Annotated in this window: 25 protein-coding genes, 2 tRNA genes and 1 pseudogene; 24 read left to right on the top strand and 4 right to left on the bottom strand. The window is 55.9% G+C overall.

What is annotated here, in order from left to right:
* The first annotated feature begins 167 nt into the window (after positions 1-167).
* From ACR0E2_RS07575 to ACR0E2_RS07560, 4 genes are read left to right on the top strand one after another with little or no spacing between them, the layout of a single operon-like run.
* Positions 168-1,406 (top strand): oligosaccharide flippase family protein, encoded by a 1,239-nt coding sequence (locus ACR0E2_RS07575; RefSeq protein WP_171228898.1) that lies wholly within the window; start codon positions 168-170, stop codon positions 1,404-1,406.
* Complete coding sequence (locus ACR0E2_RS07570; RefSeq protein ID WP_171228897.1) at positions 1,403-2,317, top strand: glycosyltransferase family 2 protein; 915 nt, start codon at positions 1,403-1,405, stop codon at positions 2,315-2,317. Before ACR0E2_RS07575 ends, ACR0E2_RS07570 begins: the two co-directional genes overlap by 4 nt.
* A 20-nt stretch (positions 2,318-2,337) precedes the next feature.
* On the top strand, positions 2,338-3,324 hold the full coding sequence (locus ACR0E2_RS07565) for a glycosyltransferase family 2 protein (RefSeq protein WP_480445942.1): 987 nt from the start codon (positions 2,338-2,340) through the stop codon (positions 3,322-3,324).
* A 13-nt stretch (positions 3,325-3,337) separates the two neighbouring features.
* Positions 3,338-4,249, top strand: coding sequence for a glycosyltransferase (locus tag ACR0E2_RS07560; protein ID WP_480445941.1), 912 nt, complete (start codon positions 3,338-3,340; stop codon positions 4,247-4,249).
* A gap of 394 nt (positions 4,250-4,643) precedes the next feature.
* Here ACR0E2_RS07560 and ACR0E2_RS07555 read toward each other — a convergent pair.
* A tRNA-Thr gene (locus tag ACR0E2_RS07555) sits at positions 4,644-4,718 on the bottom strand.
* A gap of 83 nt (positions 4,719-4,801) precedes the next feature.
* Here ACR0E2_RS07555 and ACR0E2_RS07550 point away from each other — a divergent pair.
* The 18 genes and pseudogenes from ACR0E2_RS07550 to ACR0E2_RS07465 all read left to right on the top strand — a co-directional run bounded on the left by ACR0E2_RS07550 (position 4,802) and on the right by ACR0E2_RS07465 (position 15,497).
* Positions 4,802-4,957: a hypothetical protein gene (locus tag ACR0E2_RS07550; RefSeq protein WP_170346170.1), complete on the top strand. Its 156-nt coding sequence runs from the start codon at positions 4,802-4,804 to the stop codon at positions 4,955-4,957.
* A gap of 6 nt (positions 4,958-4,963) precedes the next feature.
* Positions 4,964-6,232, top strand: a complete 1,269-nt coding sequence (gene murA / locus ACR0E2_RS07545; RefSeq protein ID WP_480445939.1) for a UDP-N-acetylglucosamine 1-carboxyvinyltransferase — start codon at positions 4,964-4,966, stop codon at positions 6,230-6,232.
* Positions 6,229-6,705 (top strand): DUF2948 family protein, encoded by a 477-nt coding sequence (locus ACR0E2_RS07540; RefSeq protein WP_152458869.1) that lies wholly within the window; start codon positions 6,229-6,231, stop codon positions 6,703-6,705. The genes murA and ACR0E2_RS07540 overlap by 4 nt, the downstream gene beginning before the upstream one ends.
* Positions 6,706-7,227: a GNAT family N-acetyltransferase gene (locus ACR0E2_RS07535; RefSeq protein ID WP_480445937.1), complete on the top strand. Its 522-nt coding sequence runs from the start codon at positions 6,706-6,708 to the stop codon at positions 7,225-7,227. It begins immediately after the preceding gene.
* A gap of 61 nt (positions 7,228-7,288) precedes the next feature.
* Positions 7,289-8,590 (top strand): histidinol dehydrogenase, encoded by a 1,302-nt coding sequence (gene hisD, locus ACR0E2_RS07530; RefSeq protein WP_480445935.1) that lies wholly within the window; start codon positions 7,289-7,291, stop codon positions 8,588-8,590.
* A gap of 98 nt (positions 8,591-8,688) precedes the next feature.
* Complete coding sequence (locus tag ACR0E2_RS07525; protein WP_152458863.1) at positions 8,689-9,168, top strand: UPF0262 family protein; 480 nt, start codon at positions 8,689-8,691, stop codon at positions 9,166-9,168.
* Positions 9,169-9,171: 3 nt separating this feature from the next.
* The gene (locus ACR0E2_RS07520; protein WP_171118521.1) at positions 9,172-9,624 is read left to right on the top strand and encodes an arsenate-mycothiol transferase ArsC; all 453 of its coding nucleotides are present in this window, start codon (positions 9,172-9,174) and stop codon (positions 9,622-9,624) included.
* A gap of 2 nt (positions 9,625-9,626) precedes the next feature.
* On the top strand, positions 9,627-10,025 hold the full coding sequence (locus tag ACR0E2_RS07515; protein WP_152458860.1) for a ketosteroid isomerase-related protein: 399 nt from the start codon (positions 9,627-9,629) through the stop codon (positions 10,023-10,025).
* On the top strand, positions 10,018-10,611 hold the full coding sequence (locus ACR0E2_RS07510) for a GNAT family N-acetyltransferase (protein ID WP_480445933.1): 594 nt from the start codon (positions 10,018-10,020) through the stop codon (positions 10,609-10,611). Before ACR0E2_RS07515 ends, ACR0E2_RS07510 begins: the two co-directional genes overlap by 8 nt.
* A gap of 61 nt (positions 10,612-10,672) precedes the next feature.
* Positions 10,673-10,942: a DUF4242 domain-containing protein gene (locus ACR0E2_RS07505; protein ID WP_152458857.1), complete on the top strand. Its 270-nt coding sequence runs from the start codon at positions 10,673-10,675 to the stop codon at positions 10,940-10,942.
* A 67-nt stretch (positions 10,943-11,009) separates the two neighbouring features.
* Complete coding sequence (locus tag ACR0E2_RS07500) at positions 11,010-11,885, top strand: carbon-nitrogen hydrolase family protein (RefSeq protein ID WP_480445931.1); 876 nt, start codon at positions 11,010-11,012, stop codon at positions 11,883-11,885.
* A 91-nt stretch (positions 11,886-11,976) separates the two neighbouring features.
* The gene (infA, locus tag ACR0E2_RS07495; protein ID WP_005978431.1) at positions 11,977-12,195 is read left to right on the top strand and encodes a translation initiation factor IF-1; all 219 of its coding nucleotides are present in this window, start codon (positions 11,977-11,979) and stop codon (positions 12,193-12,195) included.
* Between the two features lie 11 nt (positions 12,196-12,206).
* The gene (locus tag ACR0E2_RS07490) at positions 12,207-12,785 is read left to right on the top strand and encodes a Maf family protein (RefSeq protein WP_480445929.1); all 579 of its coding nucleotides are present in this window, start codon (positions 12,207-12,209) and stop codon (positions 12,783-12,785) included.
* Positions 12,782-13,804 carry a ribonuclease E/G gene (locus tag ACR0E2_RS07485; RefSeq protein WP_480445927.1) on the top strand — a complete coding sequence of 341 codons (1,023 nt, stop codon included), beginning with the start codon at positions 12,782-12,784 and terminating at the stop codon, positions 13,802-13,804. Before ACR0E2_RS07490 ends, ACR0E2_RS07485 begins: the two co-directional genes overlap by 4 nt.
* Positions 13,801-13,983 (top strand): DNA gyrase inhibitor YacG, encoded by a 183-nt coding sequence (locus ACR0E2_RS07480; RefSeq protein ID WP_152458850.1) that lies wholly within the window; start codon positions 13,801-13,803, stop codon positions 13,981-13,983. Before ACR0E2_RS07485 ends, ACR0E2_RS07480 begins: the two co-directional genes overlap by 4 nt.
* Positions 13,984-14,062: 79 nt before the next feature.
* Positions 14,063-14,137: transfer RNA gene (locus ACR0E2_RS07475), tRNA-Phe, on the top strand.
* A gap of 151 nt (positions 14,138-14,288) precedes the next feature.
* A pseudogene (locus tag ACR0E2_RS07470) lies at positions 14,289-14,534 on the top strand (Arm DNA-binding domain-containing protein); the annotation flags it as partial.
* A 12-nt stretch (positions 14,535-14,546) separates the two neighbouring features.
* Positions 14,547-15,497, top strand: coding sequence for a tyrosine-type recombinase/integrase (locus ACR0E2_RS07465; protein ID WP_480446187.1), 951 nt, complete (start codon positions 14,547-14,549; stop codon positions 15,495-15,497).
* A gap of 237 nt (positions 15,498-15,734) precedes the next feature.
* Here the strand turns inward: ACR0E2_RS07465 and ACR0E2_RS07460 are convergent, their stop codons facing one another.
* The 3 genes from ACR0E2_RS07460 to ACR0E2_RS07450 all read right to left on the bottom strand — a co-directional run bounded on the left by ACR0E2_RS07460 (position 15,735) and on the right by ACR0E2_RS07450 (position 23,982).
* Positions 15,735-18,947: a UvrD-helicase domain-containing protein gene (locus tag ACR0E2_RS07460; RefSeq protein ID WP_480445926.1), complete on the bottom strand. Its 3,213-nt coding sequence runs from the start codon at positions 18,945-18,947 to the stop codon at positions 15,735-15,737.
* Between the two features lie 197 nt (positions 18,948-19,144).
* Complete coding sequence (locus tag ACR0E2_RS07455) at positions 19,145-20,212, bottom strand: HNH endonuclease (RefSeq protein ID WP_480445924.1); 1,068 nt, start codon at positions 20,210-20,212, stop codon at positions 19,145-19,147.
* 773 nt (positions 20,213-20,985) lie between these two features.
* On the bottom strand, positions 20,986-23,982 hold the full coding sequence (locus ACR0E2_RS07450; protein WP_480445923.1) for a DEAD/DEAH box helicase family protein: 2,997 nt from the start codon (positions 23,980-23,982) through the stop codon (positions 20,986-20,988).
* A gap of 1,010 nt (positions 23,983-24,992) precedes the next feature.
* Here ACR0E2_RS07450 and ACR0E2_RS07445 point away from each other — a divergent pair.
* The gene (locus ACR0E2_RS07445; RefSeq protein WP_171616466.1) at positions 24,993-25,325 is read left to right on the top strand and encodes a type II toxin-antitoxin system RelE/ParE family toxin; all 333 of its coding nucleotides are present in this window, start codon (positions 24,993-24,995) and stop codon (positions 25,323-25,325) included.
* A 27-nt stretch (positions 25,326-25,352) separates the two neighbouring features.
* Positions 25,353-26,444, top strand: coding sequence for a HigA family addiction module antitoxin (locus ACR0E2_RS07440; protein ID WP_216597918.1), 1,092 nt, complete (start codon positions 25,353-25,355; stop codon positions 26,442-26,444).
* Positions 26,445-26,458: the final 14 nt, after the last annotated feature.

The raw sequence follows: 26,458 nt of genomic DNA, 5'->3' as shown, positions 1-26,458 counted from the left end.
CTACAGCAGTGCTTTCCTATGTGTCAGACCGGCATCGGGATTGCCGCCTATCCCATTCGGATAGGTCGCTCACCGGATGGTTCGTTCGGCTGTCCACCCGCGTCTGGGACAGAGACTTCGCCGCCAATTAAAACTGAGCTCAACACTGTTTTTGGACATCTGGTGAGATGACTCAGCGATTGGCACATTCCGGTTTCTTGCAGCACCTGCTGGCTTACGCGGCGTCTGAAGTTGCGGCAAAAGCCTCGCGTCTTGTTGTGGTCGTCGTAGTGGCCCGCAATCTCAGCCCCGAGGCGATCGGTCTGGCTGCTGCTGCCCTTGCGGCGGGGGATATCCTCAAGGCGCTCACCGAGAACGGTGTGGGTCAAAGGATCATCCAAGCCCCGCGGGTCGAGCTGGAACAGCGTTGCAACTCCGCAAATCGTATTTTCTGGGGCTGGTGTGGAGGACTATTTCTGCTGCAGGTGACTATCGCTGCGGTCCTCTACGCGATGGGGCATCAGACTTTGGCGCTGCTTCTCGCCATTCTGGCCGGAGAATATCTGTTTATGCCTGCAGGTTTGGTGCAGGCTGCGCTTGCGATGCGCGAAGGCAAGCTGCAACAGACTGCCGCCATTGCCGGAGGTCAAGTGGTTGGTGCGAATGTCATGGCGGCTCTTCTGGCGCTGCTCTGGGCCTCGCCGCTGGCCTTGGTGCTGCCCCGGTTGCTGGCCGCCCCGATCTGGCTGGTCTTGATGCGCCGCCTGCGCCCCTGGGCGTCGGACGCGAAACACGGGTTTGCCGCCCTGCGTCCCTTTGTTGGTTTCGGCTGGGCCGTTCTGGGGGTCGAGATTGTCAAAGTTCTGCGTCTACAGGCCGACAAACTTGTCGTCGGTGCGATGCTTGGGGCTGAAAGCCTTGGCATCTACTTCATGGCCTTCAACGCCGGGCTCGGTTTGGCGACTTCTTTCACGCAGGCTTTCTCGGTTGTTCTGTTCCCACACCTTTGCGCGGCTGAGGACAAGACCAAGGCGCTGCGTCACGGGCTCGGCACGTCCCTCCTGGTGCTGAGCCCGCTTGTTCTGCTGCAAGCTGCTCTTGCGCCGGTCTATGTGCCACTGCTGCTGGGCGCAGAGTGGCAGCAGATTTCACCGGTGGTCACTGTTCTTTGCCTTGCGGCTTTGCCCAGTGTCATCTGGTCCGCTGTAGCGGGTTGGCTGCGGTCCGAGAACCGCGCGATCACAGAGCTGCGGGTAAGCGCTGCACTTGCTTTTGCACTGATCCTCAACACCGCGGTCATGGCTCCTTTCGGGCTGATGCCGGTGGCGATCGGATACCTGCTGACCAGTACTGTCCTGATGCTGACGGCTTCTTGGGTGCTGCTGCCTCGGGATCACAAAACAACAGAAAGGTTCGGCTTCCAATGACCCGCTTTACCATCATCATTCCGTTTCACAGCGATGCGGACACAATCGCCGACACGCTGACCAGCATTCGCACGCAAAGCTTTCCGAATTGGGAGGCGATCTGCGTCGGCGACCGCCCCTCGAAGGCATGTTTGTCTGTGGTGTTGGATCACATCGCGCAAGACCCACGCATCCGGGTCGCTGGCAGCCCGCTTGATGGCCCAAGTGCGGCCCGCAACTATGGGGCCGAGTTGGCCAAAGGTGACATACTGGCGTTCTGTGATGCAGACGATCTGTGGCACAAGTACAAGCTGGCGCAGCTAAACGAGGCCTTCCAACCCGCCTCTACGGATGCAGTCTTTGGGCAGATCCGGTTCTTCGCCGATCAGCCCGGAGATTCTCAGACGTGCTCGACCGTTCCTGACGCACCACTGACCATTCAGGACCTGTTGGCCGAGAACCCGGTCTGCACCATGTCCAATCTTTCGATCCGCCGCGAAGTCTTCAACGCGATCGGCGGCTTGGACGCAAGAACGGTGCATAACGAAGACTTGGAGCTGTTGATCCGCCTCGCAGGTGAGGGCTTTACCATCAAAGGCGTCGACCGGTTTCAGGTCTGGTATCGCACCAATGCCGGTGGATTGTCCTCGAACCTTAATGCAATGCGCGCTGGGCGGGCCTACGCGGTAAAAACGGCTGCGTCATATGGCGTTTTCCCGTCGCGGTCGTCCGAAGCCGTCTATTTGCGATATCTCGCGCGCCGGGCATTGCGATTGGGGCATCAGAGCCAGGCTCTGTCCTATACACGCAACGGCCTGGGTTTGCATGCGCGTAGTTTCCTGCTGCCTCTGCGCCGGGGTCTGCCCACCGCGGCAGGGGCAACACTGGCCCCGATCCTGCCGCAAGTGATCAAACGCACGTTGTTTTCATGAGAATTCTGAAGGAGATCACCATGCCCACCGCATCTATCGTCGTACCTGCCTACAATGCCGAAACTACTTTGGCCGAAACACTCGCCTCGCTGCAGGCGCAGACCCATGACGATTTTGAAATTATCATCGTCGACGACGGATCCCAGGATACAACCCCGACGATTGCTCGCGCGCATCAAAGCGACCCGCGCGTACGACTTGTTCAGCAGGCCAATCGAGGGCTGGCGGGCGCCAGAAACACCGGCATCGCTGCCGCGTGCGGAACGTTCATCGGCTTTTGCGATGCCGACGATCTGTGGATGCCCGAGAAGCTTGCGGCTCATATTCACCATCTCAAGAAAGAGCCGGACGTGGGGATAAGTTACTCCGGCAGTGACTTGATCGACGAGGCGGGGTGTATGATAGGGATCAAACAAACACCCCGCCTGAAGAATGTGACCGCAGCCCATGTTCTGAACCGTAACCCGATTGGCAATGGATCGGCGGCCGTTATTCGTAAGACTGTGCTTGAGGCTCTGGCCTATCGCCCGACTTTTGAGACCGAGCGGGATTGGGTCTTCGATGAGACCTTCAGGCAGTCCGAAGACATCGAATGCTGGATGCGGCTGATGTTGACGACCGACTGGCAGATCGAAGGCGTTCCGGGGCTTATGACCCACTACCGGATCAGCGCGGGCGGGCTGTCGGCGGCTTTGGATCGTCAACTGGAGGCGTGGGAGAGGATGGTCGCGAAACTACGTCCGCTTGACCCTGAATTCTTCGCCCGGCACGAACACTCGGCCCGTGCTTATCAGCTGCGCTATCTGGCACGGCGGGCCATCACCACCCTCGACCGCGACATAGCTTGGGAGTTGTCTGAGCGCAGCTTCAACGAAAGCCTCCGCCCCGTGCTGGAAGAACCTTTGAAGTCGTTCAGTACTTTCGCCGCAGCCATTGTTTTGAAAACGTTTGGACCCGGCCCGATCAATCGAGTTGGGCAAATGAAATCCAAGCTTCTGTCGATCTAAGAAGGGCATCATCATGAAAAAGAAAAAGATTCTCCATCTGGTTGACGACACGACGGCGGGCGGAGTTATGCGGATGCTCGACCATCTTATGACGCAACCCGATCTGTCCGAGGCGGTTGAGCAAAAAGTTTTGAAGGTCAAACGTACCGCGTTTTCTTGGGGCAAACTGAAGGCGGATGTCATTGTATCCCATGTCGTGCCAAGCTGGAGAAGCCTGCCAGCGTTCTCAGCCCTTCGCGCCTTGCATGTCGACACAGAACTGGTCCATGTCGAGCACAGCTATACCCGGGCGTTCACCACCCTGAACGTCCCGCATAAACGTCGGTTTTTTGCGATGCTTCGCGTGATCTATTCCTTATTTGATAAGGTTGTCGCGGTCAGCCATACGCAGTCGGAATGGATCAAGGAACGTCGTCTGACAGAGCCGGAAAAGCTGGCCGTTGTTCCTCCTACCGTTGATCTTGAGCAGCTGGCTCGCAATACGACGCCCCCCAGATCCACGACCAAAATCGGTGCCATCGGGCGTCTGGAGCGGCAGAAAGGCTTTGACATCCTGATTCAGGGTTTCCGATCAACCTGCACGCCAGAGGCGCGTTTGTTGATTTTTGGTGAAGGCAGTCAGCGATCATACCTTGAACAGTTGGCAGGGGGTGATCCGCGCATTGAATTTCGGGGCCACGTGGATGACCCAGCAGAGGCCTATCAAGCAGTCGATGTCGTCGCGATCCCGTCGCGGTGGGAGGCGTATGGGCTTGTGCTGGACGAAGCGCTTGCAGCACAGCGGAACGTGATAGCCAGTAAAGTTGATGGCTTACGTGACCGTGAGGGAGATACGAGAGTCTCTTTCTGTAACCTTGACCCTCATGAATGGGGGCGTGCGATCAATGAATTCCTGTTTTCTGGTGGTATTGAGATAAGCAGCTGAAACAAAGCCTGAAATATAAATTTTTTGGGTTTCAACTGTTTTGGCATTCGAGGTTACAATAAATTTTTGAAGACAGAGGGGAAAATTCTGAAGTTTCAGCGATGGAAATTGGATGGTTTAGGTTTTGGGTTCGATCACCATTGGTACATGATTGTCTCAAATGATACGCAAGCCTGGCGAACAATCGCTCAGCCTGCTTGAGGGTTGCCGGGGGTGAGTGAGACGGGTTCGACTGCCTCGCCGAGTACGAAACCAATCATAGTTCAATAGTATTGTCTTGGCGCCGAATGCGTTGAGCAAACGAATCTTTTTGCGACTAAGCTTGCGCAGTGGTCGCCATTTGGTCGCCACACAATCATTTTACCACCAAATGCGTCGCGATTTTCTGAGAAGATGGTGCTGCTGGAGAGAATTGAACTCTCGACCTCTCCCTTACCAAGGGAGTGCTCTACCTCTGAGCTACAGCAGCGCTGTGGGCGGGTGATTAGACTCAAACGAAACGCGGCGCAAGGGTGTCTGGACGGTTTTTTTCGCCTCCTGTAGAGAAAGATCATGACGGATAAAAATTCACCCAAAAAACAAGGCAAATCCGGGGATGCGCGCGAAGAGCGGCTGAAAGCGGCGCTGAAGGCCAATATGGCGCGGCGCAAGGCGCAGGCCAAGGCGCGGGCGGCCTCTGGGGACAAAGCCGACAAGGACGAGGGATAAGAGCAGATGGATTCGATTCTGGTGACGGGCAACGGCCCGCTGAACGGTCAGATACCGATTGCGGGGGCCAAAAACGCGTGTCTGACGCTGATGCCCGCGACCTTGCTGAGCGAAGAACCGCTGACGCTGACCAACGCACCACGTCTCAGCGACATCAAGACCATGACGGCTCTGCTGCAATCGCTGGGGGCCGAGGTGTCGTCGCTGCAAGATGGTCAGGTGATCGCGATGTCGAGCCATAACCTGACCAGCCAAACGGCGGATTATGACATCGTGCGCAAGATGCGTGCCTCGAATCTGGTGCTGGGACCTTTGCTTGCGCGATTTGGACAAGCGGTCGTTTCTCTGCCCGGTGGCTGCGCGATCGGAGCCCGTCCGATGGACCTGCACGTGGAAGGGCTCGAGGCGCTGGGCGCCGAGATCGAGCTGAAAGACGGGTATCTGCACGCCAGGGCTCCGGGAGGGCTGAAAGGGGCGGTGCACGAGATGCGCTTTGCCTCGGTCGGGGCCACCGAAAACATCGTCATGGCGGCGACGCTGGCCAAGGGCACCACGGTGCTCAAGAACGCCGCGCGCGAGCCCGAGATCGTCGATCTGGTCGAATGCTTGCGCAAGATGGGTGCACAGATTTCGGGCGAGGGCAGCTCGACCATAGAAATTCAGGGTGTCGACCGGCTGCACGGTGCCACCCATCAGGTTGTCACCGACCGGATCGAACTGGGCACCTATATGCTGGCCCCGGCGATTTGCGGCGGCGAGGTCGAACTGCTGGGCGGGCGCATGGCGCTGGTTGAATCCTTCGCGGCCAAGCTTGACGCGGCGGGGGTCAGTATCACCGAAACCCAAAACGGCTTGAAAGTGGCGCGCAAGAACGGCCGGGTGCAGGCTGTGGATGTGGTGACCGAACCTTTCCCGGGTTTCCCGACCGACCTTCAGGCGCAGATGATGGCGCTGATGTGCACGGCCGAAGGCACCTCGGTTCTGGAAGAGCGTATTTTCGAAAACCGTTTCATGCATGCCCCGGAACTTGTGCGCATGGGTGCGAATATCGAGGTGCACGGCGGCACCGCCACCGTCACGGGTGTCGAAACCCTGAAAGGCGCCCCAGTGATGGCGACGGATCTGCGGGCTTCGGTGTCGCTGATCCTTGCCGGATTGGCGGCAGAAGGTGAGACAACGGTAAGCCGGGTCTATCATTTGGACCGCGGATATGAACATGTGGTTCGCAAGCTGGAAGGCGTGGGCGCAAAAATCGAACGGATCAAAGGCGAATGACGGACGCAAGTTTTGAAGACGGGCGCGAAGCCCCGCTGAATTTGGGGGCTGAGGATGCAGAAGATCTGAAGGTGATCTCGACCCTCGTGCAGGATGCGGTTTTTCCCGTGACCGAGATGAAATGGCAACCGTCGCACCGCCGCTTTGGCCTGTTGCTGAACCGCTTTCGCTGGGAAGACAAGGATGCCGCCGCCCGCCGTGACCGCCCGTTTGAACGGGTGCAGTCGGTGCTGGTCTTCGATTCCGTTCTGTCCGTGGCCAGCCAGGGCATTGATCGCAGCGAGAAGGACATGGTCATGTCGCTGCTGTCCGTCGAGTTCGAACCCGGCGAGGATGGCGCGGGCCAGGTCTTGCTGACCCTGGCGGGTGACGGCGCGATCCGCCTGAAGGTCGAGGCGTTGGATGCCACGCTCAAGGACGTCACGCGCCCGTATCGGGCCCCATCCGGCCGGGCGCCGCAGCACCCCGAATAGATGCAGAACAAGCGCGGCATTTCTCAGGCGTTTTCAAATGTGCCCGAGGGTATTGCCCTGCGTCCGGCGACGGTGTTCGATGTGTTCGACATCAGCCGCGTGCTGATCCGGTCGATCACGCAGCTTTGTGTGGCCGATCACAACAACGATCCCGACCATCTGGAACAATGGACCGCGAACAAAGACCCGGCGACCATCCGGGGCTGGTTCAAGCCGGGATCACAGATCTGGCTGGCCGAGCGTGAAGGGCGGGTGGCCGCGGTCGGTGGGTTGTTCGAAACCGGCAAGATCACCTTGCTCTATGTTGACCCGGATCACGTCGGCAGCGGGGTGGGGGCCGCGTTGCTCAACCGGCTGGAACGGCAACTAGCTGCGTGGGGCTGTACCGAGGTGCATCTGGACGGCACGAAAACCGCCCGGGAATTCTATTTGCGCCACGGCTGGAAGGTTACCGGTCAATGCAGCGACAGTCAGGATCTGACCTGCTTTGCCATGCGCAAATCGCTGCACCCCCAGGGCTGAGGGTTGAGGCCGCGCCCCGTGGGCGATATGTCCCGTGGCGCAACGCCCGGAGTGCCAGATCATGCCTGTTTTCCTTGACGCCACATCACCCGATTTCGAAACCGCCTTTCAGGCTCTGCTGTCCGCCAAGCGCGAGGACAGCCCGGATGTGGACGCGGTTGTGGCGCAGATCATCGACGATGTCCGCAACCGGGGCGACGCGGCGGTCATTGAATTGACCGCGAAATTCGACCGGCTGGAGCTGACGCCCGAAACACTTGCCTTCAGCGCGCAGGAGATCGCAGACGCCGTGGCGCAGGTCGGGGCCGAAGACCGCGCGGCGCTGGAACTGGCCGCCGCCCGCATCCGGGCCTATCACGAACGTCAGATGCCCAGCGATCACAGCTGGACGGATGAGGTCGGGGCCACCCTTGGCTGGCGCTGGTCAGCCGTTTCGGCTGCCGGGTTGTATGTGCCGGGCGGGCTGGCTTCTTACCCGTCTTCGGTTCTGATGAACGCCATCCCGGCCAAGGTGGCGGGGGTTGAACGGCTGGCCATTGTTGTGCCCACGCCGGACGGGCAGGTGAATCCACTGGTTCTGCTGGCCGCGCAACTGTCGGGCGTGGACGAGGTCTATCGCATCGGCGGCGCGCAGGCCGTGGCGGCGCTGGCCTATGGCACCGACACCATCGCGCCGGTCGACAAGATCACGGGCCCGGGCAACGCCTTTGTGGCGGCGGCCAAACGGCGGGTATTCGGCAAGGTGGGCATCGACATGATCGCAGGCCCTTCCGAGATTCTGGTCATCGCCGACAAGGACAACGACCCCGACTGGATCGCGCTGGACCTGCTCAGCCAGGCCGAACACGATGAAAGCGCGCAGTCGATCCTGATCACGGATGATGCCGCTTTTGGCCAAAGCGTCGCGAAGGCGGTCGAAAAACGCCTCGAAACCCTGCAACGCCGCGCCATTGCCGGGGCCAGCTGGCGCGACTTCGGCGCCATCATTACCGTTCGTGATCTGGATCAGGCTGCAATCCTGTCGAACCGTATCGCCCCGGAACATCTGGAGCTGTGCGTCGCGGACCCGGTGGCGCTGAGCGAAAAAACCATCCACGCCGGGGCCATCTTTCTGGGCCAGTACACGCCCGAAGCCATCGGCGACTATGTCGGCGGCCCCAACCACGTGCTTCCGACGGCCCGGTCCGCGCGGTTCTCGTCCGGGCTCAGCGTGATGGATTTCCTCAAACGCACCACGCTCAGCCGGATGACCCCCGAGGCCCTGCGCGCCATCGGCCCTGCGGCTGAACAGCTGGCGCAATCGGAAAGCCTCGAGGCGCACGGCCTGTCAGTCACGGCGCGTCTGAACCGCCTGAATGGCTGAAATGACGCAAAGATCGGACATTTATGGCGCTTCTCTGCGTTGCCGACGGGATTCCGTTGATATAGGTCTGTGCTGACACAAGGATTGTGACCGTAAAGATGACCCGCATTTCGCATATCGAACTGGATGACCGAAACCTGCCGCCGCCGACCCCTGAGATCGAGCAGGAACGCAAGGTTGCCATCTATGATCTGCTGGAAGACAACAGCTTTTCGCTGCCCAATCGGGATGACCGCGTCATTCCTGATGGGCCTTACCACGTGCAACTGTCGATCCGCGACAAACGGCTGGTCTTTGATATCGCGACCGAAGAGAATGAAAAAGCCGCCGAATTTCACCTGTCGCTTGGCCCGTTCCGGCAGGTGGTCAAGGATTACTTCCAGATCTGCGAAAGCTATTTCGACGCGGTCAAGTCGCTGCCTCCCAGCCAGATCGAGACCATAGACATGGCCCGCCGCGGCATCCACAACGAAGGCAGCCGCGTGCTACAGGAACGGCTGGAGGGAAAGGCAGAAGTGGATACCGATACCGCCCGGCGCCTGTTCACGCTGATCTGCGTGCTGCATTTCGGGGGCTGACGGGTGAAGCCTCTGCCGCAGTCGGTCCTGTTCTGTTGCGACCACAACTCGGTTCGATCTCCGATGGCCGAGGGGCTGATGAAGAAGTTTTACGGCACGGGCACCTATGTGCAGTCCGCAGGCGTGCACAACGATCTGGAAATTGACGGGTTCTGCATCGCGGCTTGCCACGAGGTGGGTGTGGAACTGTCCCGTCACCGCTCGCGGTCCTTTGACGAGATGCAGGAATGGGGCGACGATCTCAGCTCGTTCGATCTGGTGGTGGCGCTTTCGCCCGCCAGTCAGCGCCGGGCGCTGGAACTGACCCGGGTTTTTCACCTCGATGTCGATTATTGGCCAATAATGGACCCTACCGGGTTGGGCGAGACCCGCGAAGAAAAGCTACATCACTACCGACAGACCCGCGATCAGATCATCAAACATCTGAAAGACCGCTGGGGCGAACCTACGGAGTGACCATGAACCAGACCGTCAAAACCTATTTCGAAGCCTTCAATGCCGGTGACGTAGATGCCATGCTGGCTTGCCTGTCCGATGACGTGGCCCATCACGTGAACGAAGGCCAGATCCGCATCGGCAAGGACAAGTTCGCCGCGTTCTGCGCGCATATGAACCGCTGCTATAAAGAAAACCTGACCGACATCGTCGTGTTCGAAGCCGAAGGCGGCACCCGCGCAGCAGCCGAATTCATCGTCAACGGAACCTATCTGGAAACCGATGACGGCCTGCCGGATGCGCATGGCCAGACGTACCGCCTGCCTGCCGGCTCGTTCTTCGACCTGAAGGATGGCAAGATCACCCGCGTCACCACTTTCTACAACCTGGCGGACTGGACCAAACAGGTCTCGAATGGCTGAAGTCACCGCCGTCCGCCCCCTGACCGGAGCGGCACTGGAAGCCGCCCTTGATGACGTCGCCCGGCTGCGCATCAAGGTGTTTCATGCCTGGCCGTATCTTTACGATGGCGACCTGGAATATGAACGGAAATACCTGCAATCCTACCGCGACAGCGACAAGGCCATCGTGGTGGGCGCATTCGACAACGACCGTCTGATCGGCGCGTCAACCGGCGCCCCTCTGATCGACCACGCCGAAGATTTCGCGGCGGCCTTCGAGGGCACCGGGCTTGACCTGCATGACATCTTCTATTGCGCCGAATCGGTGCTGTTGCCCGACTATCGTGGGCAGGGTGTCGGCCATAAATTCTTCGACGCCCGCGAAGCCCACGCCCGCAGCTTGGGTTTCACCAAATGCGCGTTCTGCGGCGTGCAACGCCCGGCAGATCATCCGATGCGGCCCGACAGTTACCGCCCGCTGGATGCCTTCTGGCGCGCGCGGGGGTATGAACCATTGCCCGGTGCGATCGCACAGTTTTCGTGGAAAGATATTGGCGACGAAGGCGAATCGAAAAAACCTCTTCAGTTCTGGATCCGTGACCTCTGAACGCCAAACGCAAAAAATTCCCGAATCATGGTAGTGTTGGGTTTTCTGTGGGGGAAGTGCCATGAAACGCTATGTTATCGAACGCGATCTTCCGGGTGTCGGTTCCATGTCCGGTGACGAACTGTGCGGCGCGTCTGCGAAGTCGAACGAAGCGCTGGCGCAAATACCCGGCGTGCAGTGGGAGCATTCCTATGTTGCCGGTGACAAGACCTTTTGCATCTATCTGGCCGAGAGCGAGGACGCGATCCACAAGCACGCCGAGCTCAGCGGGTTCCCGGCCAACACGATCACCGAAGTGACCACGATCATCGATCCGACGACCGCAGGGTAATTGGGCTGTACTCCGATCCGCGTCCGCGACTAAGGTCATGCGAATTTGACCGCACGGGGACGCTGCCATGAAAGTCGCAACCGCCGCCTATGATCTCGACTGGCTCGACAGCTGGGCGCAATACGAAGACAAGCTGAACCGCTGGGTGTCTCAGGCCGCAGGACAGGGGGCCGAATTGCTGGTCTTTCCCGAATACGGCGCGATGGAGCTGTCGACGCTCGACGGGGCCGAGGTTGCCGGCGATCTGGAACGTTCGATCCGGGCCGTGTCCGACCGGATGGAGGATGTACAAAACCTGCACACCCGCCTCGCCAAGACGTACAAAACCTACATTCTGGGTGCGTCCGCACCGGTTGTTGATGGAACCGGGCGACCGGTGAACCGTGCCGCCTTCTACGCGCCGGATGGCAGTTTCGACCATCAGGACAAACAGATCATGACCCGGTTCGAACGCGAGGATTGGGACATCGCCCCCGGTGGTCCGCTCAAGCTTTTCGACACCGCGCTGGGCAAGATCGGTGTGTTGATCTGTTATGACAGCGAGTTTCCGTTGCTGGGCCGCGCGCTGAGCGAGGCAGACCTGATTCTTGCGCCATCCTGTACCGAAGCGCTTTCGGGTTACTGGCGCGTGCGGATTGGCGCAATGTCAAGAGCTTTGGAAAATCAATGCGTTACAGTCATGGCCTCGCTGGTCGGGAACAACGAATGGTCCGAGGCGGTGGATATGAACACCGGGACCGGAGGCGTCTTTGGCCCGCCCGACAAGGGGTTCCCGGCCACCGGTGTGCTGGCCGAAGGCACTTTGAATCAGCCGGGCTGGACCTATGCGGATGTCGACCTGTCAGCCATCGCCGAGGTCCGCGCAGACGGTCACGTGCTGAACCGAACCCATTGGGAGGAACAGGCCGCCCGAGTCGAATCGGTCACAATATCCGCTCTTTAGGTGATTCCGCCCTTGAAATAAGGCCGAAATAGGCTCATTTAAGCGCACACCCCCGCAGATTCTGCGGGTGCAACGCAATGATGGAGACAACATGGCCAAGGAAGATACGCTCGAATTTCCCGGTGTCGTGAAGGAACTCCTGCCTAATGCGACGTTTCGGGTCGAGCTGGAAAACGGCCATGAGATCATCGCACATACGGCAGGCAAGATGCGCAAGAACCGCATCCGTGTTCTGGCCGGCGACAAGGTTCAGGTCGAGATGACCCCATATGATCTGACCAAGGGTCGGATCAACTATCGCTTCAAGTAACGCCTGCCGCAATGGCGTTCATTCTCGGATCGGGCAGCCCAAGACGGCTGGACCTGCTGGCCCAGCTTGGCGTGCGGCCCGATGCCATTTGCCCTCCTGACATCGACGAAACGCCTTTGAAGGGCGAGCTTCCAGTTCCGTATTGCCACCGCATCACGCGCCAAAAAGTGCAGGCTGTTCAAGCGGATAGGGACGACGTTACCCTCTGTGCAGATACCACCGTGGCCTTGGGACGTCGGATTCTGGGAAAGCCCGAGGATGCGGGGCAGGCGGCGGAGTTTCTGCATTCCCTGTCTGGTCGCCGTCACCGCGTGATCACCTCGGTTGCGGTCCGGCGCGGAGACCGTGTACTACAGCGTGATGTCGTCTCACAGGTCAAGGTCAAACGTCTGTCGGATGTCGAGATCAACGCCTATCTGGCGACCGGAGACTGGCGCGGCAAGGCAGGCGCTTATGCGATTCAGGGCCCCGCAGGGGCTTTCATTCCATGGATTTCGGGGTCGTTTACCGGCATCGTCGGCCTGCCCCTGTCCGAGACCGCGGCCTTGCTGCAAGGCATCGGCTATCCACTGTATCGAGAGGCATCATGAAAGGTCGCACCATTGTTCTGGACCACATCCAAGGCCGCGAAGCGGCTGCGCTGATGGTCGACGGCAAGCTGGATGACTTCCTGATCGCCGCGGACGCCCCTGCGCCCGGCACCATCTACCGCGCCCGTGCTGACCGCCCGGTCAAGGGGCAGGGCGGAATGTTCCTGACCACGCCAGATGGCCCTGCGTTCTTGCGACAAGTCAAGGGCTTGGGTCCCGGCGCCCTGTTGTTGGTACAGGTCAGCGGGTTTGCCGAGCCCGGCAAAGCCATCCCGGTGAGCAATCGCATCCTTTTCAAAAGCCGCTATGCGATTGTCACGCCGGACGCTCCGGGCCTGAACATTTCGCGCAGTATCAAGGACGAGGACATACGTGATCAACTGCTTGAAATCGCCCATGAACAGATGGGTGACAGCGCCTATGGTCTGATCCTCCGCTCCTGTTGTGCAGGAGCAGATGCCGAGGATATCTCGGAAGATATTTCGGCCATGTTGGCGCAGGCCGAGCAGGTGATGAGTGACGACGGGTCCGAGCCGGAACTGCTCAGCGAAGGTGACAGCCCCCATATCCTTGCCTGGCGCGACTGGACCGACCCGGCCGAAGTCGTGACACAGGCGGGCGGGTTCGAAACCCACGGCGTTCTGGATGCGCTGGATACGGTGCGTGGAGCGTCCGAGCCTTTGCCGGGCGGGGGGCATCTTTTCATCGAACCCACACGCGCATTGGTCGCCGTGGATGTGAACACCGGAGCGGACACCTCGCTCGCGGCGGGCACCAAGGCCAATTTCGCCTGCGCCAAGATGCTGCCCCGTGCTTTGCGCGTACGTGGGCTGGCTGGTCAGATTACGCTGGACCTCGCGCCCATGCCAAAGAAGGATCGTCGCGGGTTTGAATCCGCTTTACGCGCCGCGTTCAGATCAGACCCAGACGAGACGATTCTTGCAGGCTGGACCCCGCTGGGCCACTTTGAGTTGCAGCGAAAGCGTGGTCGCGTTCCTGTGATGGAGGTCCTGAAATGAGCTGCCCGATTTGCGGTGCCGAGACCGAGCAGAAATTTCGTCCGTTTTGTTCCAGGCGGTGTGCGGACATTGATTTGGCCAAGTGGCTGAACGGGTCCTACTCGGTTCCGTCGCAGCGCGAAGAGGACCTTGAAGTTGAGGATGACACGCAGGACTTCACGCCAAAGCGACCACATTGAAAAAATGTGAAAAAGCCTCTGGACACCGCTGGTAGCAAGTCATAGAAGGCCCCCACCCAACGACGAACGTCGTTCCCGTGCCCGGGTAGCTCAGGGGTAGAGCAGTGGATTGAAAATCCTCGTGTCGGTGGTTCGATTCCGCCCCCGGGCACCACTCTTAAATCTAGAGACATTTAAGAACGAACAAAAAGCATTGATTTATCAATGTCTAGCGCTGATGCTGTGTCCAAAGCAGTCCAGTAAGATCCTGCTTAAATCAGTTTAGATGGGGGTATTATTGGGGGTATTTTCGTGAGGATGTTATTTTGCCGCTTAGCGATACAAAGATTCGGAACTTGAAGCCAAAAAACAAAACCTACAAGATTGCCGACCAAGGTGGGCTCTACATCTCAGTTCAATCCAGTGGCTCAAAGCTTTGGAGACTGAAGTACAGGTTTAAGGGTCGCGAAAAGACGATGTCTTATGGCCCATATCCTCTCATCTCTTTGAGAGAGGCTCGCGAGAAACGTGACCGAGACAAAAGGTTACTTCTTGATGGGCAAGATCCAGGTGCTCGGAAACAAATGCAGAAACGCGCTGCTTTCCTGGTGGAGGACGACACTTTTTCTGTGTTCGCAGCAGAACTCTTGGAGAAGAACCGCCGCGAGGGCAAGGCGGCTCAAACACTGAAGAAGAAAGCGTGGTTAATCCAACAAGCGAATGATCGGATTGGGCATCGGGCCCTCAAGACATTGCGCCCAGCTGATGTCTTCGCGACAGTGAAGCCGATTGAAGATTCAGGCAAACGAGAAACGGCTGGTCGAGTATTATCTGCGATAGGCGAGGTGTGTCGCTACGCAATTGCCACCGGTGTCGATGTTGATGACCCTACCTACGCTCTTCGCGGTGCACTCCAAAAAAAACAGGTGGTTCATCGAGCAGCCATCCTTGACCCTAAAAGGATGGGTGATTTGCTCAATGCAATTGATACATATGGTGGCCACATCCAAACGGCACTGGGAGCGCGGTTGCTTGCAATCGTCCACCTTCGCCCTGGCGAATTGCGTAGATCAAAATGGCACGAGTTTGATCTTGAGACTGCGATTTGGACCATTCCAAAAGATCGTATGAAAATGAGGCGAGATCATCGTGTCCCGTTACCAAGGCAAGCCCTTGAAATTCTAGAGCGCCTCGCGCCGTTATCAAAACCGGATGGGTACGTGTTACCCGGAGTGGCCGACTGGAGAAAACCGCTAAGTCCCAACACATTTAACAAAGCGCTGCGAACAATGGGTTTTTCAAGCAAAGAGGTGACCTCACACGGCTTTCGTTCCACCTTTATGACAATGGCAAGCGAAAGTGGTTTGTGGAGTTTTGATGCGGTTGAACGGGCACTTTCGCACGAAGAAGAGAACAAGACCCGTCGCGCCTATTTGCGAGGCGATTTCTGGGAAGAACGAGTGAGAATGGAACAGTGGTGGGCAGACAAGCTTGATGAATTGCAACTTGCCGCACGCGCTTCTTCCGACACATAACGCATCAGAACTGGCGTGCTGGTGGCGTGCCGTGATACGGCCCTGCCTTCATCAAGTTTCAATCTTCGGGAAATCCCAAAAGTGTTGGGTGTGAAATACAGGCGGCCCAGCTGCGTGCCCAGTTTCAAAGGAGTTGGCGAGGGACCTCGAGCCAGCTGGTGAAATCACAAGTGCCATTTTGTCAAAGTATCAGCCTGGCGATTCAAAGACTCGCGTACACCGCAAACCCACTATCGCTCATTCCTTTCGCGCTCGGCCGTGTTTCGATCTCGGAAGATAGGCAGAAGACGGGTCAAATTCAGTGCAAACACGGAAAATCTCGTATGGGGCCGTGCGGATACCAATCATGTAGCGTCCATCGGGTGCACGCCTCTTATCCCGCTTCAGCGACCATCCTCGAGACGAGACGTAGTCCACCAATCCCACAACATTCCGGATTTTCCCGCTGTCGAGTAGCTCCTGCAAAGCGACTTGATTGAGGTCATCGTTCGTGTTCGGAGGCCTGACAACCTCCTTCCCCGACCGAGTACGCTTTGACGGCTTTGGACTCTGCTTCCCTGTACAATCTGGATACTTAACACATCCAAGGAACATGCCCCATTTACCCTTTCGCTCAACCAACCATCCATCGGAACACTCCGGGCAGGCTGGAAAGGTGGCACCACAACTGCAGACTAGAGTTCCAGGATGGGCTTTGTCTTCAATCGGAAGGTCTTTGCCGCACTCGTTGCATGGTCGAAGCATCTCGCCACAGAGTTTTCGGTGTTCACACTGGAAGTACGGTTTTCCCTTCTTTGACGTTTGCGAGAGCATTCTGCCCCCGCATACTCCGCATCGGTGTTCGGAAATGCCCGCTTCACCGAGCTCGACCACTCCATAGTCGGGGTTTTCAACCAGCTCACGCGCGAAGACCGAAGGCCTTTGCCGATCTGCCAAAACCGTCACGGTTTTTCGTGCTCGCGTTAGGGCGACGTAAAACAACCGCCTTTCCTCGGCGTGGTCGTATTCCTCTGGTTTAGGAAGAACGAGATCCAACAAAGGATCATCCACAATCTCAGACGGGAACCCCATTCGGTCAGAAGCAGCTTTAAGTACCACCACGTGGTCAGCCTCCAATCCTTTGGAACGATGCACCGTCATGAACTTGAGAGAGAGGTTTGAATAACGCCTTTGCAGCTGAGGCAGTTCTTCTGGGCGCAGAAAGTTATAGCGACCAAGCAAGAGAACCGATGTTTCGCTTTCATTTGTGGCGGCTTCGATGTCTTCAAGTGCAGACTTGAGCGCATCAATCTCCTGACCCCACCCGTAGTGTGCAACCCTAATAGCCGGGAATTCGGATTTGCCTGCCGGAATAACCTGCTTTGTGATTTGCGACGGGTTCTGAAGAACGAATGTTCGAGCGGGTAAAGCGATTTTGTCGACGCTTCGAAATGTTCGCCCAAGATCAACCGAGCTGTGTACACCAGAAGTCCCAGCAAAGACGCCGCCAAACTCATCACCGAAGTCTCTCATCAGATGGATGTCTGATCCGGTGAACCTATAAATCGACTGCCAGTCGTCACCAACTGCAAAAACCCGGGCGTCCTGATGTTGCGCTTTGAGGGCCTTCAGTAGGCTGGCTCTTCCTTCGGATATATCCTGAAACTCATCTACCAGAAGGTGGCGGTAGGGGCTCTTGTACCGACCCGCATTCACATGTTCCGTCGCCCGAACAATCATGTCTTCAAAGTCGATGCGGTCGCCCAAGCGGTTTTGATAAGCTTCAAGTACTGGTTCGAAGATTTTTAAGAATGCAGCACCACGCGCCTTATCACGGGATCTGTTCGCCCGGCCTAGACAGTTCGAAATGCTTGTCCCAGAACTTTTGAAGTGCCGAAGGAAGGTGCCGAGGACTTGCGTAAAGGCGTCTACCTGACCCATCTCCGTCAGCTGTTCGAAGACCTGCTCAGTTGGGATTGGGTTGGGCGTCGCGTAAGGCGCAAGCTTTTCTTCCAGCGCCTCTGTCAGACGACCTTCAACACGTTCGTAGCTGAAGGTTTCGACCAGAGTTGTATCATGTTCGGCGTGGACCTTTCGTTTCCACTCTATGCCTTCAAGATATTCTTTACGGTCAACGTGAGGTGCCGTTGTTAATCTGGCTTCTCCGTTCGGTCCTTGGGACTTCCGAACGCCGAAATGCTCGATATAGACACCACTTTCATTAAGTCGGAAGTCCGGTTTGTAAGCAGTCCTGTCGTTCTCCGGAAGATCGTGTTCGTAGTCAGGCTCATACTCGTAGGCAATGCCGTTCAAGTAGAGCCAATTGGCGATTTCCCACTCTTCGAAGCTTTTCACCAGTTCGCCTTGGAGCGTCCGAAGCTCATGCGACTCAACGTACTGGTAATATTCATCTTTTGTCTTGAAGTCCCATTCGCTCTTGTAAGGCCAATAGAACTCCGAAAACCACTTCAGGAGTAGCCCTCCAAGCACCGGTAGCTTCGCAATGTCGTTGAAAAGAATGTCACGCAGAAGCACTGCAAATTGCTTGTCGTCGCTTGCATGGGCCGCTAACGCCGGAGCACTGCCCTCGACCTGGCGTATGATACTATTGCCAAGGGCGTGGAAGGTCAGCGCGTCTACCTTTGCACCCGCCCTCTCTTCGATGCGACTGGCCATTTCGGCGGCCGCATCTTTTCCGAAGGCCATTAGCAAGATTTCATCGGGCTGTCGGATCCCACTTTGTATCAGATATGCCGCTTTGGCGACGATCACGCTCGTCTTACCGGATCCCGCTCCAGCAAGAACAAGCGTAGCATCTTCATCAGCAACAACTGCTAGTCGCTGCTCTGGCGTCAGTGGATTTGATTCGATCGTGTTAAAAAAGTCTTCGAATTGGCCGAGCTCGGTGTCAGTAAAGGTCCTGATTGCGGCGTCGCGCAATCGCACTGGCTCTCTCTGAAACTTCCAAACCCGATCCAGGATTTTCTGTTGTTCAAGTGGCAGAACGCCTTTGGGTATCTCTGCTGGAAGTTTCTCAACCACTTCATTTGCGCGCTCTAAGAATGGTTGGAGAAGGCACGCTGATGGATAACGTTTCGGCCGATCCAACCGTCGAACTGCTTCAGCCAGAGCGCGGAGTTCTCCGTCAGAGCGGTCGACCTGCTCGACAAAGTGTCGCCGCCAAGCAGTGTTGGCCGATGTGACGAAGTCGGCCGCAACTGACTTCTTAAAACCGGCGACTTTGACCTCCTCACCGCCCTTGATGGTTACAATCACCGACGACTTACCAAAGGTCTTGGTTACTTGCAGGGGGTGCGTAATGTCAGTGAACGAAAATTGTCTGGGGGCTCTAGAAAGCAGCGTTACCCCAGAATTCGAAACCGCAATGCCTCTGTATCTGTGCCCCAGAAGGCCCAACACAAGGCCTGAAAGCCAGCTTCGCGCTATCTCTTTCTGCTCAGTTGGTTCCATAGTGCGAAATTGTTCCGGTTCCTTCCTGGGTAAGTTTCTACAGCAAAATCACAGAGTAGTAAGGCGTCGATCTGGAGAATCAAATCGAAAACCGAGCTCGCTATATGTCAAAAATCAGGTGCGTCAGACAAAGCGGCCTTTTTGGTCACCGCGGCGCTAACTGGCCGTTTACGAAGAATATCCTAAAAGACCGACGTTCAATGCGGCCAAATAGCAGGTCCTGAGTGCTCGCGACGATGGCAGTTCGGACAAAGCGCTACCGCGTTATCGACTGTGTCTGGACCGTCCTTTGACAGTGGAATCTTGTGATGAACTTCGAGATAGGGCGTCCCATCCAATAGCCGGTCGAACGGAGCTTGTTCAAGGCACGCTTCGCAGACGCCATTGGCTCGGTAAAGCACCTCAGCGATTACGTCAGGATTTCGCTTGAAAATCGTTGTTGTCGCCTTTTGCTTCTCCGGCTGACTGGGTGCTTCAGCCAGACGCCGCTGGCGCGCATCAGGGTCGAGCCTCAGCGACTGTTGAACTTCTTCCATCAAGGATGACTCTGCCGCCGCTTTAGATTGAAGCTCTCCCAAGCCGTTTGACCATTCAACAAGTTCAAACCACTTCGATCCGTCAGCCTCTGTGTGAATTGCATAGGGGAAAAAGCGGCCCCAGTAGGTGAAATCTTCCTTCTTTTTGTTGCGCACGAAGACAAGAACTGGGTTTTGTGGGTTGTTGATGATTGCAGCGTTGTCTTTGTAGATCTCCTTGAAACGCCCGCTAATGCCTTTCATGAAGTATTTCAGTCTTTTGCCGTTATCTAACCACTCATTGGGATAATCGCCGCCGCTTATAGTTGCCTTGATAGCTACAAACTTGGGCGATCCATCCTCTCTATATACGGGCAGGATTCCACCACTTCTAAGGTCATAGCTACCGCATATGGCGTGGATCATACGCGCGGGGTACGCTTCGCCAATTTGCAAACTATCCGGATTTAGACGATCGGCTAATTCATTTCGAAACCGAGCTTCGAAGTCAGATACAAGTTCGGTGATTGTCTTTAGTCCGAGTCTCGATTGGTTTGCGAATACTGTTGAGTCCGGAGATCCTTCAAGGAATTTAAGGAAGTCGAACAAATTTCCAGTATGCGTGAATGACCGCGCCCAGACTCGAAAGTTAATGGCAATGTTTCGTACTTTCTCGTCGCATTCTGGATGTTCAATCGTCGGATCGAAGAAAAACTCACAGACAAATTCGATGGCTTGGGAAACAGACATAGATGGCCCTCGTATGACCCTATTCGCATGAGCGGACTGACCATGCCGGCCAGCTGACAGAAAAATAAGCCGAAAATGTGGCCGTCGATCTACGTGTAGTAGCCGTGAAGCCGATTGTCACTGTAGATTCAAACGGATGCCTTAGGCTTCTGCGCCGAAAGTCGTGCGTAAGATCCACTACGTTAAGTTAGGCTCCACTGCACCTGGACACTTCCAACCGTCTCGCTCCCCCACCCCAAGCACGGCTACTGTGGCTGCAAGCGGCAGTCTCTGGATCAAAGCTGCACTCAAGGGTGAGAAGCCTCGACTTGTTTTGGCTTAGAGACGCCGGGATGACTGACCTCGACAACCTCCCAGAACCCGAACTTCTGGCTGAAGAGATTATGGAAAACCTTCGTTCAGCGCTCACGAGTTTTGAGGCGGTTTCAGGTCAAACTAGCTCTTGAATGCTTAAGGAATCTGGGGCTAATTTATTGATTCTTTAGAATTTCTAAAAATAGTGGTGCCGCTGAATGGACTCGAACCCCCGACCCCGTCATTACGAATTTTGAAGTCCAGGTGTAGGACATGACCCGACAGCACCTCCAATTCTCGGATAACACCTTAAGATAATTTGACTATCTTCAGAACGCACCTTTGACAGCATACGACAGCGCCGGAGAACGTTTGACGTACATCCCCTACTAATGACCCCACCCCATCGACGGGTCTCGAGACGTTCGGCCAAACTGGGTGTCCCGCTTCGATAGACTTGGAGGGCAACCTCGACGCTATCAGTGTTCGCCAGCACCCTCAGAAAAGAAGGCTACTGCAATCCGAGATGCTATTTCCGGTTCATGCCTTGCGGAGAGTTGCTCAGCTTCCTCGAGAACTGTGTGCATTTTCTCAAGGATAAGGTCACGATTTAAGTAGTCCGCCTCAAGCTTCTGAAGAACTTGTTCAAGAGCGATGTATCCCTGTGGAAGGCCTTCGTAGGCGAAACTCGTTCGTACTTCTTGCTTAACCTGTTCCCAAAATGGATCGATCAGTCGCCCCCAGCTCTCACCGATCATTTCGAGACTTTTCAGAGATAGATGTCCAAATAGCTCTTGGTCGGTTGATCCGATTTCGGCGCCCGCGACCAACTCGGGTTTGTGCCGAACAAGGAAAGCCGCAAGCGCCTTTAGCAGGCTCTCGAGCCGCGATGGCCGCAGGTCCCATTCCTTCAACTCATCAACATGAGATGCCAACGAAGCCAACGCTACAGTAATCTGTTTTTGGTCGGGAGTGTCGTTTTCGAGACCCAGGCTCAAAGTCCGCTCGTAAGCCTCTTCGAGTTCCTTCGCGCAAGCAATTTGATCACGAATGAGCACTGTCCCTTCTGAAACGCTTTGCCGGATCATTAGTAGCCGCGGAGGTAGGAAGCTGCCGTGGCTGTCTGCCCCCTTCAGATGCAACATAGTGAAGGCATCCCGACCCGAAATAAGTGCGAGTTCCGCTCCCCAGGTTCCTTCGATCTTCGCTTTTGACACGTCCGCAAGAGGCGTGGGGCGGATCTGCCTCGACAGCCTCGACAACAAGTCATGATAATTGTTGGCACGAAAAACTCGCGGTGCTCGGAGATATGAGATGACGCTTTCAAGAATCGCCTCTGTATCCTCAGTCTCTAGTCGGTCGAGCACCTCAGCAAGCTCTTCGCCGGAAAGAGCTCGATAGTTAGAAATGCGCTGTGAGATTTTCTCGTCTGACGCAAAATGGCCCACAGGTATATCTATAAGATGATAGTTTACTTCGTTAAATTGGCTATCGATCCGGTCAATGCGTCCGAGTCCCTGGATTAGTTCTTTGAGGTTGGAGGTAAGACCAAGCAGCACCAGCGTATCACCGGATTGTAGGTTGATTCCCTCGGCCATCTTGTAGGTCATAAAGATGGAGGCGGGCCCCTTCGGCGCTTTTCGACCACCTGGGCGGAAGTAGGATTCGACACTCCTACCATTTGCGATCCGTTCAAAAGACCCTGCCGCTTCGCCATATAAATCAGTGAGCGCGTTCATTTCACCCTTTGGGCGATTTCCTACGACATAATTCGTATGGCGACCCATCTTACTCATCTCTTCGGCAAAGATCTCAAGAGTGTCGGTTCTTTCGGCCAAGAATACCACGCGATCCTTCTTTTCTTGGATTTCGGCACAGGCACGATAGCGCTTGCGGTCTAAGTCCTTAAGCGGTCTGGATGCCAGCATCTTGGTAAGAGAGTCGCATTTTGGTGTCGGCGCACCATCAAGGGACAAATCATCAAACAATTCCAGCTGACCTGGAACGCTCTTCTTCTTTTTTACTGAGTTCCTAGCTTCAAAATCCCGAAGCCATTTCCCAATGACGCCGCTTTCCATTTCCCAGGCTGCTTGAGCGGAGTTTGCTCTCAGAATGTTCAACAGGTTGCGGATATAGAGCTGATCCTGGGTGTTCCGTCGGGTGCTGGTATTGCCAAACCGACTGCGTTCGACCGCCGTAATTGCCGATCCTGGTGCAAGTTCCTGACAAAGCTCTGCCACTTCCTCTAGACGTTCAATCTGAGCCCTTGTCGCCGTCATTGCTTTTGGGCGCCCATGGCTACGCAGCACCGGATATGCTTGTCTCCCGGGAACATTACCTTCACCAACGCAGTGTCTTTGTCTGCGAGTTAGAAAAGGCGCCATCATATCTGACAGCTCTCGTCTGGCAGATTGAGAAAGAGCGGTCTCTGGGCCCTCGATGGCTGTTAGTTGGTCGATAAGTGTAAATTCTTCGATGGGTCGCCGTGCCTCTCGATCGAATAGTTCACCCATACGCTGGATGTATTCCGGTGTCATGAAAATCGATGCCCGCTTCTCCTGCATGTGGGACAGCCAATCCACGTCACGATTTCCTAGGAGAGTGGCGCTCAAGCACACATTCCAACTTGGTGGAGCCAGTTCAATCGCAGCAGCCCGCTGCGATGCTTGTTCGAAACCCGGGGTAACGGTGTGGCTTTCATCGATGATCAGAACACCAAATTGATCGAGACGCAGACCATCCTGTTCATCGCTCCCAACGCCTCTAAGACTTTTCTTTGTAAGGCTGCTGTTCGCGATAATCGTCACTGCGTTCGTCTTACTCCTTTCCCAGCTTGGAACGACTCGAGGAGGAGCAATGACTGCAGCATTCTTTCTCGAAACCTTGTGGACAGGCGACGGAGGAACCACATCGCGAAAGGTATCCGAAAGCACCTCGCCCAAATGGCAGCCTATCTCCGTCTTCCCTGACCCGGTTGGCGCCTCTACGAATGCAAAACCATGTTCATAGGTAATGGATGAAGCTTCGTAGGTCAGCTCTTGCTGATAGTCGTAGAGCGAGTGGCCTGTGATTTCTGTTCGGTCGCCACTCAACCAAGGCGTAAATCCCTTTTGCTCGACAATCGTTCGGGCAACCGCTAGTTCGGCTGATACCGGCCGAATAAGTTTGTTCAAGATTTCCAGCGCTTCTTTGGTCCAGTCAACACTTGCTTCCCAAATCTGCTCAGCGGCTTTCTGGCGTTCTTCCTCGAGTTCATGTGACCCGGAACCCAGGCCATCTGCATATTCGATGTTTCTATATAACCCAGAACGCGAGAAGTTGGCTGATCCCGCAACAGCGCCGAGCGGGCTAGATACGATCTTGGCGTGCATTCTACGGTCGCCCGAGATTCCATAGAGCTCTTTTGCAAGGGCAGGGTCAAAAACACGAAGTTGTATTTTCCCTGCCGCTATTGCCTCACGTGCCAGCACAGCCATCAGATCAGAATGATCCTCGACCCTTAGGCCCGACCGCTCGAGCCAGAAGAGGCGCATTTCCTCGCTAACTGCGAGAGTGCGACCAATGCGCGACGTGTTCCCAGTGTCGACCCCGAAGGCGATCCGAATTCTAACTTGTTCCGCAGAATCACTCTCTAGAAGTTGAGGAAGTTCGGTCAGTAGTATTGAGAGTGACGAAAGGAAATCGTGATAGCCGGTTGCTATTAGACAATCTCCAGATTGGATGTGCGGTCGATATATATCGACTACTGGGCTATCTATGTTTGTTCCCACCGAATGAGAACTAGCAGCTCTCTCCACCGGTGCCTGCAATGGGTCAGAGACCTCGGATAATTTTCTTGGGCGCGTCAGCAACCATTTCGGCAGGTTAATCATTTAGGACCAATTAAAGGACGTTCGGAACCCTAATTTGTAACGCCCAATCACGTCGGCGCAAGTGAAAGGGAGGTGTCCAAGCCGATCAGTCAGCAGTAGTTTTTAGTCTCGGGTAACACGTTTGGCTTATGCCACCTTAGGTACGCGCCCTTAGGTTCTGTTGTGCTAATCGGCGCTACCTGCCGACCGGCCATTTAAACTTGCTAAGAAAGGAAAAGCGTAAGAGGCGGCTTTGGGCTGTATTTCGGGGGGTTTCTGTCTATAACTGCCTGAACGCGTGTGATTATTTAATTCTGTCGGAGAGCTTCATTTGGAGCAAATCAAGCGCTTAACACATATCGAAAAAGCTCTACTTGGAGACTGAGATGCGTCTGAAATCAGTTTGGATCAGTGAGAAAAAACCTAAACCCAGCAACCCAGCAACCCAGCAACCCCGCCCCATTGACGGCTCCTGAAACGTCAGGCTGGCAGTTCTCTCCAGGTCCACCCCTCTTTGAGAACGACCCTGACAACTCGGAGGAATCCAATTGCCCGGTACAACCGCATTGGATGATGTGTTACCTATTGCGTAACGAATCATAATACATTACCTAATAGGTAACACAGGTGCTACGATGCACATTGAGTTCTCGAGCAGTAAGCTCAAACGTCAGTTGGGATCTGCGGCAGCTATGCAGAAGGCGTACGGAAACCGGGCGAAGCGACTGCAAATGCGTCTCGGTGTCTTGAAGAGCGCCGCGTGCTTGGCTGATGTGCCAACCGATCCGCCCCCGCGCTGTCACCCGCTGTCTGGCGAGTATGACGGCTGCTACGCGGTCGATGTCACCGGAAACTGGCGCCTGATCTTTGAACCGGTCTCTCTGTCAGACAACAATGGAAAGAGCACTGCGATCAACTTGGCCGAAGTCACGGCCATAAAAATTCTCGACGTTGTCGACTACCATTGAAACGGCGCCGAGGGGAGAAGAAGCGATATGGCGAGCGCAATAGAGAAAAACGATACCTGGTCTCCCGATTGGGCTGTTCATCCAGGTGAACACCTTGCTGAGTACATTGAAACTCGTGGATGGTCTCAGGCGGAGTTCGCTCGTTTGGCGGGCCTAACCCCCAAGCTTGTGAGCACTATCATTCACGGAACCAATCCGATATCCGCTGAAACCGCGTTGAAACTTGAGCGCGTGCTCGGGATGAAGGCGGATATCTGGACCGGTCTACAAGCTGAATGGGATCTTCACCAGGCACGCTTCGCGAAAAAGCGAAAAGTGATAGAAGCGACTGAATTTGTCGGGCACTTTCCCTTGAGGGAATTGAAGGCACGAGGCGTCCTGCCGAAGACAAATGATCCGGTCGACCTATGCGACGGCCTATTGAGCTTTTTTCGTATCGGGGCACCACAGGCCTTTGATGCAAAGATGGCAAATCTGGCTGTGCACCATCGGCACTCGAAGAGCTTTGAGTCGAACGACTTCAGCGTTGTTTCGTGGCTCATGCTGGGCGAAGCCAAAGCACGGCAAATGAAGCTGCCAAGCTTTGACCGGAAGCAGTTCGAGGAAGCCATCATAGCAATTCGTGGGCTCACTTGCGAAAGCCCAGAAGTGTTTGAGCCACGCATGAAAGAACTCTGCGCTTCCTCTGGAGTTGCATTGGTTTTTGAAAAACCGCTTCCAAAAACCCGCCTGTTCGGCTCCGCAAGATGGATCGAGGGGGAGCGGGCGATCATCCAGATGTCGCTTCGCATGAAATCAAATGATCACTTCTGGTGGACGTTCTTTCATGAGGCTGGTCACATCATGTTGCACAAGGGAAAGGCCTTCGCCGATGACTACGGAGGAGAAGGCGATGGCTTCGAGAGCGAAGCCGACGCATGGGCCGAAGAGACGTTGGTGGGTTCAGACCGGTTTGAAGAATTTTGCAATACTGGGCCACGCTCGCAAGCTGCCGTTGTTGAATTTGCAGGCGAAATTGACCTGCATCCAGGGATCGTTGTTGGCATGCTCCAACACAGAGGAATTGTGAAATTTAGTCACCTAAATGGACTCAAAGAACGTTTCGAATGGGCCGTATGATTTTTTTGGAGGTT

The sequence above is a fragment of the Ruegeria sp. A4 genome, from assembly GCF_056543025.1.
The sequence above is the reverse complement of the archived record's forward strand: the minus strand, read 5'-3'. Positions and strand labels throughout refer to the sequence as shown.

Coding starts and splice junctions, on each gene's coding strand:
- ACR0E2_RS07575 (WP_171228898.1), top strand. CDS start 168: ATGACTCAGCGATTGGCACATTCCGGTTTCTTGCAGCACCTGCTGGCT.
- ACR0E2_RS07570 (WP_171228897.1), top strand. CDS start 1,403: ATGACCCGCTTTACCATCATCATTCCGTTTCACAGCGATGCGGACACA.
- ACR0E2_RS07565 (WP_480445942.1), top strand. CDS start 2,338: ATGCCCACCGCATCTATCGTCGTACCTGCCTACAATGCCGAAACTACT.
- ACR0E2_RS07560 (WP_480445941.1), top strand. CDS start 3,338: ATGAAAAAGAAAAAGATTCTCCATCTGGTTGACGACACGACGGCGGGC.
- ACR0E2_RS07550 (WP_170346170.1), top strand. CDS start 4,802: ATGACGGATAAAAATTCACCCAAAAAACAAGGCAAATCCGGGGATGCG.
- murA (WP_480445939.1), top strand. CDS start 4,964: ATGGATTCGATTCTGGTGACGGGCAACGGCCCGCTGAACGGTCAGATA.
- ACR0E2_RS07540 (WP_152458869.1), top strand. CDS start 6,229: ATGACGGACGCAAGTTTTGAAGACGGGCGCGAAGCCCCGCTGAATTTG.
- ACR0E2_RS07535 (WP_480445937.1), top strand. CDS start 6,706: ATGCAGAACAAGCGCGGCATTTCTCAGGCGTTTTCAAATGTGCCCGAG.
- hisD (WP_480445935.1), top strand. CDS start 7,289: ATGCCTGTTTTCCTTGACGCCACATCACCCGATTTCGAAACCGCCTTT.
- ACR0E2_RS07525 (WP_152458863.1), top strand. CDS start 8,689: ATGACCCGCATTTCGCATATCGAACTGGATGACCGAAACCTGCCGCCG.
- ACR0E2_RS07515 (WP_152458860.1), top strand. CDS start 9,627: ATGAACCAGACCGTCAAAACCTATTTCGAAGCCTTCAATGCCGGTGAC.
- ACR0E2_RS07510 (WP_480445933.1), top strand. CDS start 10,018: ATGGCTGAAGTCACCGCCGTCCGCCCCCTGACCGGAGCGGCACTGGAA.
- ACR0E2_RS07505 (WP_152458857.1), top strand. CDS start 10,673: ATGAAACGCTATGTTATCGAACGCGATCTTCCGGGTGTCGGTTCCATG.
- ACR0E2_RS07500 (WP_480445931.1), top strand. CDS start 11,010: ATGAAAGTCGCAACCGCCGCCTATGATCTCGACTGGCTCGACAGCTGG.
- infA (WP_005978431.1), top strand. CDS start 11,977: ATGGCCAAGGAAGATACGCTCGAATTTCCCGGTGTCGTGAAGGAACTC.
- ACR0E2_RS07490 (WP_480445929.1), top strand. CDS start 12,207: ATGGCGTTCATTCTCGGATCGGGCAGCCCAAGACGGCTGGACCTGCTG.
- ACR0E2_RS07485 (WP_480445927.1), top strand. CDS start 12,782: ATGAAAGGTCGCACCATTGTTCTGGACCACATCCAAGGCCGCGAAGCG.
- ACR0E2_RS07480 (WP_152458850.1), top strand. CDS start 13,801: ATGAGCTGCCCGATTTGCGGTGCCGAGACCGAGCAGAAATTTCGTCCG.
- ACR0E2_RS07465 (WP_480446187.1), top strand. CDS start 14,547: ATGCAGAAACGCGCTGCTTTCCTGGTGGAGGACGACACTTTTTCTGTG.
- ACR0E2_RS07460 (WP_480445926.1), bottom strand. CDS start 18,947: ATGGAACCAACTGAGCAGAAAGAGATAGCGCGAAGCTGGCTTTCAGGC.
- ACR0E2_RS07455 (WP_480445924.1), bottom strand. CDS start 20,212: ATGTCTGTTTCCCAAGCCATCGAATTTGTCTGTGAGTTTTTCTTCGAT.
- ACR0E2_RS07450 (WP_480445923.1), bottom strand. CDS start 23,982: ATGGCTGTGCTGGCACGTGAGGCAATAGCGGCAGGGAAAATACAACTT.
- ACR0E2_RS07445 (WP_171616466.1), top strand. CDS start 24,993: ATGCACATTGAGTTCTCGAGCAGTAAGCTCAAACGTCAGTTGGGATCT.
- ACR0E2_RS07440 (WP_216597918.1), top strand. CDS start 25,353: ATGGCGAGCGCAATAGAGAAAAACGATACCTGGTCTCCCGATTGGGCT.